Source organism: Streptomyces sp. NPDC107517, assembly GCF_055582645.1.
The window spans coordinates 39640-53234 of record NZ_JBVJPM010000014.1 but is presented as its reverse complement, the minus strand read 5'-3'; the positions used below and the strand labels follow the sequence as shown (position 1 = coordinate 53234).

Below are 13595 nucleotides of genomic sequence, written 5' to 3'. Positions count from 1 at the left end.
CGGCGGCGAAGGTGAGGTTGGGGACACGGCTCACCACAGGTCACGCGGCCGGCCGGTCCGGCCGGCATCTCGGTCCCCGGAGGGCCGACTGCCTCCAGAGGTGCAGCAGCCGGGCCGGACCGCTGTGATCACCGGCCGCACTGCGGCCTCGTCGGCCCCGGATTCTGGCGCTGCATCAGAATGCTCCGAGATATGCGCTGAATGCGGGGACTCCACTCGATCAGCAGCCTGATGTCACACCTTGAGTTGTCCTGAAATGACAGCGGATGAGCAGATTATTACGTTCGTTGCATGTCGGCTGTCCAGCTGGCGTCTCTGAGACAGGGAGGAGTGACATGCCCACGCGAATCTTCGCCGTATCCGCTGCGATGGTAGGCGCAGCGGTCCTCACCACCGCCGGCATCACCTATGCCGCGCAATCCGAATCGACCCAGGCCGCCCCGCCGGCAAAGCAGGCCGCACCGCCGGCAAAGCAGGCCGCACCGCCGGCAAAGCAGGCCGCACCGCCGGCAAAGCGGGCCGCCGCGCCCGCCAAGCAGGCCGCCCCCGCGGCGGCTCCCGTCGGCACCGACAGCACTGACGGCCGAGGGGACGAGGGCCGGGGGGACAAGGGCCGTGGCCACGAGGACCGTGGTTACGGCGGCAAGCGGGAGGGACAAATCCACTTCAACGAACGGACATACTCCGCCCATACGGAGGGCTGTATCCCCGCTGCCAGTGGGCTGGGCTCTACCAGTTTCAGCATCGACAACGACAGCAACAAGACTGTTGAGGTCTACCGCGGGTTCAACTGCGACAACGGTTCGCCTGTGGCTACGGTCGGTCCCTACGGCTCTACCTATGGTGTCGCGCCCCGGACCGACCGAGGGCCCGGCCAGGGAGGCGTCTTCGTCGACGACGGGGTCGTGGGCAGTTTCCGGGTGATCGGCTACCACGACGAGTGGTGACGCCACCGCCCCAACACGGGAATCGCCGGCCCGCCGGAATCGGGCCGGCGACGGCGGCCTCGTCCGGCTGGCGTCGGACCGCCGCTCCGGAGGCTCCGGACGCGGAGAGCGGAGATGCCGATCCCATGGGCGAAACACCGGCCGGCGAGATCCGTGCCGCCTCCAGGGCCGGGCGCTGCATCAGCCTCACCGGCGTGCCCCCTCTCCCGACCCACGTGCCCGACACCCCGAAGCCGCGCGAGCCGCTCACTCACAGGCACCGCTCGCGCCCGCCGATGTGGCGGCGAAGTACCCGACCTCCTCCCTGCCCTGGCCCCAGCTCGCCGACGAGCGCGCCGACTTCCCTGTGTGAGTGGTGCCTTCATCGAGTGCGGGCCACCGCGAGGAGGCAGCCAGTACCGCGTTCCTCCAGGTGCGAGGTCTCGGACGGGGGCCCACACCAGAGCACTGCCCCTGGCGCGCTAACCCGCACTACCGCGAGTCACGCGCACACCTGCGCCGACCGTGGACACTTGGGTGCTGCCGTACCCGGCGCACTCTCCATATTCCTTGACCCACTTGGTCGATCCGGCCAGGGATCCGGACGTCGGTGCGCCGAACGTGACGTCGTACCGCGGCTGCTGGGCACAGCTGGGCACGTCGTAGTACTCGATAAATCCCGCCTGGGAGGCCTTCAGGTTGCCGGAGCCGGCGGGCAACTTGTAGGTGCCGACGGGGATCCGCTGTCCGTTGTCGGTGTCGACGACGGTGCCCGACCAGGTGTCCGTGCCGACCCGGGCGATCTCGACGCGGAAGGTGTGGCCGTACACGGCGTCGAAGTCCACTCCGCAGCTGACGCCGGCGCCGCCGTCAGCGCCGTCCGAACAGTTGGCGTGGGTGCTTGTCGTGCCGCTGATGAAGGAGGAGAACACCCCGCGCAGGCGCTGGTGCCCGTTCGCATCCGGCCGCGGCTGCAGTCCCGCGTACCCGATGTCACTCTGTCCGGCGAACCCGTACTGCATCGCGAAGTAGGTCCCGGATACATGGGCGGTGCCGGTGTTCACGGTGATCGGGAAGTTGAGGGATGTCAGTCCCTCGCTGGGAGCCCCGCTCACCGTCCACGACAGTAGTTCGTTCCCACCGAAGGTCTGCGCCCGTGCGCCAGGTGCCGCGATGAACGGGACGAGTGCGGCGAGGGCTCCCACCGCCACGCGTGTCAACGCTCGTTTCATCTGATGCTCCTCAAGGGGGTGTTGAAGGTGAGCAGGGCTGTGAACGTCTGGGCACCGCCTTCTCGCATGAGTGCTGCAGGCCGTGACGACTTCGCCGCGGTGTCCGCGATACGACTGAGGCGGCTCTGCCGCCCCAACCCCTGGGCCGACGCTCACCCCTTTTTCCCGGTTCTACGCACGTTCCGGGCACCGGTGCCCCAGTGCCGAGTCCTCTCCAATCGACGTGGAGCGAGGGGAAGGCCACCGGCGATTATCTGCATGCACCTGACAACATTGATCCCAGTACAGCGTGCCGCCACTTGCGCCCGAAGGGGCACTGCAGCGACACCTGTCGCACCAGTGGCACGGTCTTCGATCGTCACAACCCTGCAGCCCAATTGCCTGCGGAAGACTATGGCGCCCCGCCCGAGGCGTGTCAACACATGCTCGTAAACATGCGACTCCAATCAGAATCAATCATCGAGGTCGCAGGCAGTCCACCGCCTGACACTGGGGCCCCGCACGTCGATCAGCCGGTCGGTGGCATCCCCGCCTACGGCAGCCGACGCACCGCCTGGAACGCCGGCTGCCGCCACGACCACCAAAGTCCCGAACACCGCTAGCGGCACCCAGGGGGACACGGACCATCTCGCCCCGGCGTCGATCAGATGCCGTGCACACCGCGAACGCCCGCACACCCCGAGACCATCGCCCGCGTCCCGTCAGCCCACCGCACAACCGGACCCGGCGAAGCGGCCCCTCCCACGGCTCACCACAACGTGGCGTACCTGCCGAGCAGCACGAACGCCCCGCCCCCATAAGCAGGTTCGCGCTCGCGTCCAGCACGCCTCCACTCGAATGAAGGCTGCAATATCCGCTGGTGCGGATGCCTTGTTCGGCAAAGCCGAGGTTGAGGTCGTGCAGTTGGGCATGGCGCGGTGCATGCCTTTCCCGTTGATTCGCCAAGTCCCGCAGGCCGCAACTCCGACGTTGCCGTCATGTTCCGTGCGACCGAGTAACTACCCCCATTCCTGCGCTTCTTCGCGGCGGACCTTCGGTTCGAATGCGACCCGGCGCGGGTGCCTGCGGGGTTCCCGTTCATCACTGCAGCGACCACCGAGGCCCAGCATTGAACAGGCCTCCCCCACAGAGAGATACCTGCCCGGAAAACCGTAGTCGGCAGAGGATTTGAGCAGCCCCCTTCCGGCCCGAGCCGATAGCTTCACTGACACACCAGCGACAATCGACAACTGAATCTCCATCACATATGGACCGTCTTCTAAGATCACACACATCCTGAACCGGAGAATTTTCCGGATGCAGCATCAGAGTCCTCACCTATTCCGCCCCGGGTATCCCGCGAACCCAGCAGGCCGGCGGGAAGCGCACTCCGCTGACGGCCGCCGGCCTCACCTCAGTCGACCCCTCAGGCGAACCGCACAGGTCCACGTCCAGGCAGCATCCCGATCGACATCGGCTCCTGAATCGTGCAGCGGGGACGCGTGTCGGCCCGTGTGACCGGGCCGACATTGATGGCGATACACCCCCTTAGTCACTGAAAGCGACAGGGCGGTATGTCCATTTTTGCAATGAAAAATACCTTTTTGCATTATTAGTGCTATACGAGGGGATCCGCCTATCTCGCTAGATATTCAGGCGAAATATCGCACTCCGCTACGCCATCGACCGGCATTCCAACCCGCATCACATTCAGTGAACCGTGTCACATGGAAGGACGCGGGCCCCGAAGATCGGCTGAGCCCACTTCCCTTCTGCACAAGGAAGGTTGGGGTTTTCGATCAAAGAGAGTGGAGGGTTCTGATCGCCGGAGAAGGGCTCCCACATTTCGCGATCGGGAATTCTGGTCTTGTTCTGTCCGCGCTTTCTCGCCTAATGTCACCGTCAATCCGGATGGAACGCCGAATCCTGCCGCTGTCCGGAATCCCTCCCACTCACTCGGTAACGCACGGCAGGAGCGGGGGACCCAGGTAAGCCGCCGATCCGGTTTCCGGAACGGCTCGGGGTGAAGTCGCATTCGCAGTGCGACCGGACATCTCCCGTCCGAACCCGACAGCTCACCTCGTAGGCGACGGAGAGGAACTCGACATGCCCTCAAAGGGACAGCACCGCCGCCCCAAGTCCATCTCGCTCAGCCGCGGCATCGCCGCCGCAGGCACCGGCGCTGCCGTGCTCGCTCTCCCGGTGCTCGGCGCGACCAGCGCCGGCGCAGCGCAGGCCACCCCGGCTGCCAAGACCGCCGCGGCCCCCACGACGTACGTCGTCGTCGCCGGCGACTCCCTCGTCAAGATCGCCCGCGAGCACTCGGTGAGCGGCGGCTGGAAGCAGCTGTACCAGGACAACCGAGCCACCGTCGGTGACAACCCGGCGCTGATCCACCCCGGCGTCAAGCTCACGCTCGGCAAGAAGAGCGCGGCCGAGCCCACGGCAGCCACCAGGGCGTCCGCCGAGCGGGCCGACCGCTCCGAGACCCGGACCGCGCTCCCGGCCGCCCCGGCGAAGAAGTCGTACACCAACGACCTCGACGGCTGGATCAAGGAATCGCTGGACATCATGGCCAAGCACAGCATTCCCGGCACCTACGAGGGCATCCACCGCAACGTCATGCGCGAGTCCTCCGGCAACCCGCTGGCCATCAACAACTGGGACTCCAACGCTGTCGCAGGAACCCCGTCCAAGGGTCTCCTGCAGGTCATCGACCCCACGTTCAAGGCGTACCACGTGCCCGGCACGTCCATGGACAGCTACGACCCGGTCGCCAACATCACCGCCGCCTGCAACTACGCGGCCGACAAGTACGGCTCGATCGACAACGTGAACGGCGCGTACTGACAGCCGGTTCCACACTGAGGCTCGCAGTCGTCGCAGGCAGACCAGGCTGAACGGAAGCCCGGCCACTGCCAGTTGAAGCGCATCGATGATGTCCTGGCCCTGAAGTCCCGTAAGCATGTAGGGACTTCAGGGCCCTTCTGCGTCCTGTCCAACCTCTTGCGCGCCATCACCCCCGTGCATATCCTCCCCGCGAATCGAAGCGCTTCGACACGGAGAGAGACAGCATGGCAGACCCACACCCGGTCATCCCCGGGTTCCACCCGGACCCCAGCGTCTGCCGCGTCGGCGACGACTACTACCTCGCGTGCTCGAGCTTCGAGTACGTGCCCGGGGTGCCGCTCTTCCACAGTCGCGACCTGCTGCACTGGCGGCAGATCGGCAACGTCCTCGACCGGCCCGGCCAGTTGCGGCTGCCCTGGGACACACCCTCCTCCGCCGGGATCTACGCGCCGACGCTGCGCCACCACGACGGCCGCTTCTGGCTGGTCGTCACCAATGTGAGCTCGGGCGGCGGCAATCTGCTCGTCTCCGCGACCGACCCGGCGGGCCCCTGGTCGGACCCGGTCCCGCTGCCCGGCGTCCCCGGCATCGACCCGGATCTCGCCTGGGACGAGGACGGCGCGTGCTGGGTCACGGTCGCCGGGATCTCCCAGGTCCGCATCGACCCGTACACCGGCGAGACCTTCGGCGAACCGCGCCAGCTGTGGTCCGGCACGCCGGGCGCCAAGGCCCCGGAGGCGCCGCACCTGTACCACGTCGGCGAGCACTGGTACCTGCTGATCGCCGAGGGTGGCACCGAGCGCGGGCATGCCGTCTCCGTGGCCCGCGGCCCCGCGCCCACCGGCCCCTTCGAACCTTGCCCGGCCAATCCGATCCTGACCCACCGCAGCACCGACGAGCCCGTCCAGAACACCGGCCACGCCGATCTGGTGCAAGCGCCCGACGGCACGTGGTGGATGGTGTTCCTCGGGGTGCGGCCGCGCGGCGGCACTCCCGGCTGGCACGTGCTCGGCCGCGAGACCTTCCTCGCGCCGGTCACCTGGGAGGACGGCTGGCCGGTCGTCGGCCCGCCGGCGACGGCCGGGCCCGCGCCCGGCCCCGCCGATCCCTTCACGGACGACTTCGACGACGCCGATCTGCAGCCCTCCTGGATCTCGCTCCGCCACCGCTCCCCGCGGCACTGCACCACGAAAGAGCGCCCGGGCAGGCTGACCCTTCACGCCCTCGGCAACGGTCTTGACGCCGCCGATGTCACCTTCGTCGGGCACCGGCAGCAGCACCTCTCCTGCCGCGTCCGCGCCCACCTCGACCCGGCCGAGGGCACCGGTGGCCTCGCGGTCCGGCTCGACGAGCTGCACCACTACGAGATCGAGGCCGACGCCGCCGAAGTGCGGGTGATCGCCCGCGTCGGACCGCTGCGCACCGTGGTCACCTCCACACCCCGGGTGACGGCCGACGGACCGCTCGTGCTCGGCGTCGACGTGATCCCGACGGACTGCCCGCGCGACGCGCGTACCGGCCCCGACACGCTCGCGTTCGGCGTCGAGGAGCCCGACGGCACGTTCACCGCCCTCGCGGCCCTCGACGGCCGCTATCTGTCGACCGAGGTGGCCGGCGGGTTCACCGGCCGCGTCATCGGCCTGTACGCCGCCACCGGCACCGCCCACTTCGACTGGTTCCGCTACGAGCCGCTCGCCATCGGAACTCGACCGCTGACCCACTGAACTCAGCCGCTGAAAAGGGACCCCGTATGAGACAAGCACGGAGCAGCCGCCAGCGCCGCGTCGTATGGCTGGCGGGCCTCTTCATGGCCTTACTCGCCACCGTCGGCACCTCCCGGACCGGGGCTGTGGCAGCCGCCCGCCCCGCTCCCGCCACCACCGCCTCCGCCATGGACACCATCGCCGCCATGAAGCCCAGTTGGAACCTGGGCAACACCCTCGACGCCATCCCCGATGAGACCTCCTGGGGCAACCCGCCGGTCACCAAGGCGCTCTTCGACACCGTCAAGAGCCAGGGCTTCCGCAGCGTGCGCATCCCCGTCACCTGGGGCAACCACCAGTCGGCACAGGCGCCTTACACGATCGACGGCGCGTTCCTGAGCCGGGTTCGACAGGTGGTCGACTGGGCGCAGGCCGACGGTCTGCGCGTCGTCCTGAACGTGCACCACGACTCCTGGCAGTGGATCAACAAGATGGCCACCGACCACGACCAGGTGCTCGCCCGCTACAACGCGACCTGGCAGCAGATCGCCACCGCGTTCAAGGACGAACCGCGCACGCTGCTCTTCGAGAGCGTCAACGAACCAGCCTTCGACAACGCCGACGACGCCCGGAAGATGGAGCTGGTCGACGAGCTCAACACCTCGTTCCACAGCATCGTGCGCGCGTCGGGCGGCGCGAACGCGCAGCGCCTCCTCGTCCTGCCCACGGTCGGCGCCACCCCGGACCAGACCCTCATGGACGACCTGGCAGCCACCATCGACGGGCTCGACGACCCCGACTTGGTCGCGACCGTGCACTACTACAGCTTCTGGCCGTTCAGCGTGAACATCGCCGGCTACACCCGCTTCGACGCCACCGTCCAGCAGGACATGACCGACGCCTTCTCGCGCATGCACGACACGTTCGTCGCCAAGGGCATCCCGGTGTACCTCGGCGAGTACGGGCTCCTGAGCTACCCGGACTACACGCATCAGGACTACGTCGAGCGCGGCGAGGCCCTGAAGTACTTCGAGGCGCTCGGTCACACGGCCCGCGTCAACGGCGTCACCACCGCACTGTGGGACCCGTTCTCGCTGCTGAACCGCGAGACGCTGCGATGGCGCGACCCCGGACTCTTCGCTCTCGTCAAGTCGAGCTGGACGACGCGCTCGGGCACCGCTTCGTCCGACAAGGTGTACGTCCGCAAGGCCGACCCGGTCACCGATCAGTCACTCACGCTGAACCTCAACGGAACGTCCTTCAAGGGCCTTTGGCAGGGTGACAGGAAGCTCGCCCAGGGCGCCGACTACACCGTGTCCCAAGACCGGCTCACGCTGACGGCCGCCGCTCTGACGCGGCTCACGGGAGACCGCGCCTACGGGGTGAACACGACGCTTCAGGCCCGGTTCTCGTCCGGAGTGCCGTGGCGGATCGACGTGACGACGTACGATCCGCCGCTCCTCGCGGACGCGACGGGGACGACCGGGTCCTTCGCGGTCCCCAGCCAGTTCCGGGGCGACTCCCTGGCGACCACGGAGGCGAAGTACGCCGACGGTACCAACGCCGGTCCGGCCGACTGGACTCCGTACCAGCAGTTCGGCACCTCGTTCGCCCCGGACTACGACGGCGGCACGCTCAGGCTCACCGCCGACTTCCTGAACTCCGTCAAGGACGGTGTGCCGGTGACGCTCACCTTCCATTTCTGGAGCGGCGCCACCGTCACCTACCAGGTGACGCGGTCGGGAGACACGGTGACGGGCACCGCCGTCTCCTGACCGGGCACGCCGAACGGACTACAACTCCCTTACCTCATATGGGAGTTGTGTTCCCGTCACCTCCACCGTGACCGCCCCGTCGACGGCGTCCCGGCGCACCCGGTACGCGGCGGCGGGGCTCCCGTCGTGGTCCGGCACCGTCACGGTCACATCCCGAGCGCCCGGCGCGACGAGCAGGGTGACGCCGTCGGTCCAGTTGCCGTCGGGGCGCTGTTCGTCCGCGCCGAGCGGGAGCACCGCGCCGGGGCGGACGAACAGCGGAAGGCTGTCGAAGCCGTGGGTCTCGTGCAGCCAGCGCCCGCCCTCGACCCGCTCCCCCGTGAGCAGCCGCGTCCACGTGCCCTCGGGCAGATAGAACTCGACGTCGCCGTCCGCCGAGAACACCGGCGCGACGAGCAGGTCGGGGCCGAGCATGTACTGGCGGTCCAGCACCCGGCACGTGGGGTCGTCCGGGAAGTCGAGCAGCATCGGACGCATCACGGGGACGCCCGTGCGGTGCGCCTCGACCGCCGCCCCGTACAGGTACGGCATGAGGCGGTGCTTGAGACGCGTGAACTTCCGTGCCACGTCCACCGCTTCCTCGCCGAATGCCCAGGGCACGCGGTACGAGACGTTGCCGTGCAGACGGCTGTGCGAGGAGAGCAGGCCGAAGGCGAGCCAGCGCTTGAAGACGGCCGGGTCGGGGGTGCCCTCGAAGCCGCCGATGTCGTGCGACCAGAAGCCGAAGCCCGACAGGGACAGGGAGAGGCCGCCGCGCAGCGACTCCGCCATCGCCGTGAACGAGGCGAAACAGTCACCGCCCCAGTGCACCGGGAACTGCTGGCCGCCGGCCGTCGCCGAACGGGCGAAGACGACGGCCTCTCCGCTGCCGCGCTCCTTCTCCAGCAGTTCGAAGACAGTGCGGTTGTACAGGTGCGCGTAGTAGTTGTGCATGCGCTCGGGGTCGGAGCCGTCGTGCCAGACGACGTCGGTCGGAACGCGCTCGCCGAAGTCCGTCTTGAAGCTGTCGACGCCCATGTCGAGCAGGCCGCGCAGCTTGCCCGCGTACCACTCGCGCGCGCCCGGGTCGGTGAAGTCGACGAGCGCCATGCCGGGCTGCCACAGGTCCCACTGCCAGACGTCGCCGTTCGGCTTGCGGACCAGGTGGCCCAGCTCACTGGCTTCACCGAAGAGTGGGGACTTCTGGGCGATGTACGGGTTGATCCACATGCTGATGCGCAGGCCGCGCGCCTTGAGGCGGCGCAGCATGCCGACCGGATCGGGGAAGACGTCCGGGTCCCAGGTGAAGTCGGACCACTGGTACTCGCGCATCCAGAAGCAGTCGAAGTGGAAGACGGTCAGCGGGATGTCGCGCTCGGCCATGCCGTCGACGAACGACGTGACCGTCTCCTCGTCGTACTCGGTGCAGAAGGAGGTGGTGAGCCACAGACCGAACGACCAGGCCGGAGGGAGGGCGGGGCGGCCGGTGAGCGCGGTGTAGCGGCGCAGCACGTCCTTCGGGGTCGGGCCCGCGACGACGTAGAACTCGATCGACTGGTCCTCGACGCTGAACTGGAGCTGGCCGACGGACTCCGTGCCGATCTCGTAGCCGACCTTCCCGGGGTGGTTGACGAGGACGCCATAGCCGCGTGAGGAGAGGTGGAACGGGACGTTCTTGTAGGCCTGCTCGCTGCTGGTGCCGCCGTCGGCCTGCCAGATGTCCACCGTCTGGCCGTTCTTCACGAACGGGGTGAAGCGTTCGCCGAGGCCGTAGATGTGCTCTCCGACGCCGAGCGCGAGCTGGGCGACCATGTGGTGGGCGCCGTCGGGGGTGGTGGCGAAGGCGGTGCCCTTGCGTTCGACAGCCGTCAGTCGACGTCCGGTTGAGGAGTCGAGGAACTCCAGGCCCCACTCCCCTGCCGTGTCCAGGCGGACGGTGAGCGGGCCCGTCGTCAGCTCGGTGACCGTGCCTTCGCGGGTCACCTGGGCGCCGGCGCCGCCTTCGGAGGGCAGCAGCTCGAAGTCGGGACCCCGGTGCCGCTTGCCCGCGTGGTGGGTGAAGCGGACGCCGATGACCCCCTCGGCGGGGGAGAAGCAGTCGATGGTGATCAGAGGCTGGTTGAGAGTGTCGCCGCGGTCGCGGACGTGCCGGACGGCGGCGTACGCGGTGAACCGGTCGTCGGCGGCCAGGATCTGGCGGACCTCGGTGGCGTACGCGGCGTGGACCCCTTCGCGCATCAGCCAGAAACCGTCGGTGAACTTCATACGGTGGTCCCCCGTGGGATGAAGGTGAGCCGGGCCAGACGGACCTGGCCGCCGAGCCGCACGCGCAGGTCACATACTCCGCGGGCGGTGAAATCGGTGTCCAGCGTGACGTAGTCGTACGGGCCACCGGTTGCCGGGACGGTGACCGCGCCGCCGTCCCCGATCGCGACGGTGCCCGCGCCCGCGACCGTCAAGCGCACAGCACGGACTCCGTCGGCGCCCAGGTCGCAGGAGCTGTAGAGGAGTTCGGCGTCGGGCCCGGTCGCGGTGACGGCGTCGCCGGACGTCTTCGTGCGGTCGACGATCGCCGTGCCGCGCTGTTCGTCGTACGCAGCCGCGTCCAGGCCGTCGACGAGCGCAGGCCGGGGCACGGGCTCGTCGCCGTCGAGGGTCAGGCGCGCGGTCAGGCGGATGTCCTCGCTGGAGGTGCCGGCGAGGAGTTCGTACGTGCCCGAGGTGACGCTCCAGCGGCCGCGGGCTAGGTCCCAGTGGCCGAGGTCGGCGACGGGCACGGAGAACGTGACGCGCTCCGACGCCCCCGGCGCGAGGGCGATGCGGCGGTGAGCGAGGAGCTGGCGGCGCGGGCGCGGCACGGGCATGCCGAGCGGGCGGACGTAGAGCTGCGGGACCTCGTCGGCCGGGACGGTGCCGGAGTTGGTGACGGTGAAGGTGCACTCGAGTGTGTCCGCGCCGCGGTGCACGAAGAGTCCGTCGTAGTCGAACGAGGCGTAGGACAGACCGTGTCCGAAGGGGTAGAGCGGTGTGCCTTCGAAGTAGAGGTAGGTCTGCCGGGAGCCGATGACGTCGTAGTCGAGCAGGTCGGGGAGGTCACTGTCGGCGGCGTACCAGGTCTGCGGGAGGCGTCCGGCGGGGCTCACGTCGCCCGCCAGGACCCGGGCGAGGGCACGGCCCGCGGCCTGTCCGCCGTGGGCGGTCCAGAGGAGGGCGGGGAGGTCGGTGTCCGCGTCGGGCACGGCGTAGGGGTAGGCGCCGATCAGGGCCAGGGCCGTGTTCGGGTTGGCGGCGCGGGCCGCTCGCCACAGCCGGTCCTGGTGGCCGGGGAGGGCGAGCGTCGTGCGGTCCTCGGTCTCGCGGCCGTTGATGTGCGGGTCGTTGCCCGCGACGACGATCACCACGTCGGCGTCGGCGGCTGCCCGCGCCACGGCGTCCGTGCCGCGCTCCACGTACTCCACCTCGAAAACCGTGCCCTGCTCGGCAACCTTCACGCCGTCGGCGTCGACAGCGACGTACCGGCCCGTGCCCGTGTGCCTCAGGAGGTGGGCGTTCGCGTGCCGTTCCAGGGTGTACGTCTCCTGGACGACCCAGCCGCCGGGCTGCTCGGCGGACGCCCGCACGAAGCCGTCCTCGGCGACGGACAGATAGCGGCCGTCGGGCGCGCGCAGGGTGAGGACGTCGTTCCCCCAGTCGACGAGGGCGAGCTCGGTGCCCGATTCGGTGGCGGTGGTGAGCGGCGGGAGATCGGTACGGCCGGCCAGGAGGGCGGGGTCGAGAGCGCCCTCGGCACCACGCACGCTCGCGTCGGCCTCGCTCTCGGGCACGTACAGCCATCCTGCCTCGCACCGCAGCCGCACCCGGTCCACGCCCTCCGCGAAGACGACGTGCTCGGTGCCGAACCGCTCGCGGAGGCCGTCGAGCGGGGTGGAGCGGTGGATGAGGGTGCCGCTGTACCAGTCCGTCTTGCACTCGTCGGCGAGCAGGCCGACCAGGGCGATGCGGGCGGTGTCGGGCAGCGGGAGCAGATCGTCGTTCTTGAGCAGCACGACCGCCTGCTCGGCGGCCTCCTGCGCGAGGGCGCGGTGTTCCTCCGTGTCGAATGCCCCGGCGCCTTCGAAGGGGTCACGGTCCTCGAACTCGCCCAGGCGCAGCCGCACATCGAGCTGCCGGCGCACCGCGGTGTCGATGTCCGACGCGGAGATCAGGCCCTGGTCGAGGGCGCGGCGGATCCGCCCCGTGATCGTCGAGGAGTCGGTGCCGTGGTCGGTGAAGCTGTCGACGCCCGCGACGAGGGCGGCGGCGGTGGCCTCCTCGTGGGTGTCGAAGTAGTGCTCGGAGTCGACGAGGTTGCTGGGCGCGCCCGCGTCCGAGCAGACGAGGAGTTCCTGGCCGGTCCAGGTCCGCAACTGCTCGCGCAGATAGGGCGATACGTGGTTGGGGCGGCCGTTGACCAGGTTGTAAGCGGGCATGACGCCGGCGACGGCGCCCGCCTCGACCGGGGCGCGGAAGGCCTTGAAATCGTACTCGTGCAGGACGCGGGGACGCACGGAGGAGTTCGACGTGTCCCTGTGCGTCTCGTTGTTGTGGGCGAGCCAGTGCTTGAGGACGGGGGCGGTCCGCCAGTACGTGGGGTGGGTGCCGCGCAGGCCGCGCGTGTAGGCGGTGGCGATGGCGGCGGTGAGGTGCGGGTCCTCGGAGTAGCCCTCCTCGTTCCGGCCCCACAGCGGGTGGCGGAGCAGATTGACCGTGGGCGCCCAGATGTTGAGGCCGATCCGGTCGTCGCGCTCGCGCATCGCACGGACCTCGGCGGAGACGGCGTCACCGATCCGCCGCACCAGGTCGTCGTTCCAGGTCGCGCCGAGGCCGACGGACTGCGGGAAGACGGTGGCCGGGCCCATCCACGCGACGCCGTGCAGCGCCTCCTGCCCGGTGCGGAACGCGGCGAGGCCGACCCGCTCCACACCCGGCGTGAACTGGTGCAGCAGCGCGATGCGTTCGTCGAGCGTGAGCCGGGACAGCAGGTCGTCGACGCGCTTGCCCGTGGGCGGTGCCGGGTCCGGGTGGAGTGGGTGTCTTTCGGTCACGTGCGGGTCCCTTGGCGAAGAGGTCAGCGAATCTTCGAAGCGCTTCGATGCTCCGTAGTCAGGTTGG

7 protein-coding genes, 1 pseudogene and 1 riboswitch are annotated in these 13595 nt (G+C 69.1%); of the genes and pseudogenes, 5 read left to right on the top strand and 3 right to left on the bottom strand.

What is annotated here, in order from left to right; all coding sequences use genetic code 11:
* Positions 1-335 precede the first annotated feature (335 nt).
* Both ACZ67T_RS28765 and ACZ67T_RS28760 read left to right on the top strand, forming a co-directional pair.
* Positions 336-947 (top strand): hypothetical protein, encoded by a 612-nt coding sequence (locus ACZ67T_RS28765; protein ID WP_469987899.1) that lies wholly within the window; start codon positions 336-338, stop codon positions 945-947.
* A 125-nt stretch (positions 948-1072) separates the two neighbouring features.
* Positions 1073-1278 (top strand): annotated as a pseudogene (locus ACZ67T_RS28760) (hypothetical protein); the annotation flags it as partial.
* Positions 1279-1408: 130 nt separating this feature from the next.
* Here ACZ67T_RS28760 and ACZ67T_RS28755 read toward each other — a convergent pair.
* A complete protein-coding gene (locus ACZ67T_RS28755) occupies positions 1409-2158 on the bottom strand; it encodes a hypothetical protein (protein ID WP_469987898.1) in 750 nt (249 codons plus the stop codon).
* A 1918-nt stretch (positions 2159-4076) separates the two neighbouring features.
* Positions 4077-4241: riboswitch (cyclic di-AMP (ydaO/yuaA leader) on the top strand.
* A 2-nt stretch (positions 4242-4243) separates the two neighbouring features.
* Here ACZ67T_RS28755 and ACZ67T_RS28750 point away from each other — a divergent pair.
* From ACZ67T_RS28750 to ACZ67T_RS28740, 3 genes are all read left to right on the top strand, one after another.
* Complete coding sequence (locus ACZ67T_RS28750; protein ID WP_469987897.1) at positions 4244-4987, top strand: transglycosylase SLT domain-containing protein; 744 nt, start codon at positions 4244-4246, stop codon at positions 4985-4987.
* A 224-nt stretch (positions 4988-5211) separates the two neighbouring features.
* Entirely contained in the window at positions 5212-6711 is a 1500-nt protein-coding gene (locus ACZ67T_RS28745; protein ID WP_469987896.1) for a glycoside hydrolase family 43 protein, read from the top strand.
* 26 nt (positions 6712-6737) lie between these two features.
* Positions 6738-8465, top strand: coding sequence for a cellulase family glycosylhydrolase (locus tag ACZ67T_RS28740; protein WP_469987895.1), 1728 nt, complete (start codon positions 6738-6740; stop codon positions 8463-8465).
* A gap of 18 nt (positions 8466-8483) precedes the next feature.
* Here the strand turns inward: ACZ67T_RS28740 and yicI are convergent, their stop codons facing one another.
* Together yicI and ACZ67T_RS28730 are read right to left on the bottom strand one after the other, a co-directional pair.
* Entirely contained in the window at positions 8484-10709 is a 2226-nt protein-coding gene (gene yicI, locus ACZ67T_RS28735; protein WP_469987894.1) for an alpha-xylosidase, read from the bottom strand.
* Complete coding sequence (locus ACZ67T_RS28730; protein ID WP_469987893.1) at positions 10706-13528, bottom strand: glycoside hydrolase family 3 C-terminal domain-containing protein; 2823 nt, start codon at positions 13526-13528, stop codon at positions 10706-10708. Before ACZ67T_RS28730 ends, yicI begins: the two co-directional genes overlap by 4 nt.
* Positions 13529-13595 lie beyond the last annotated feature (67 nt).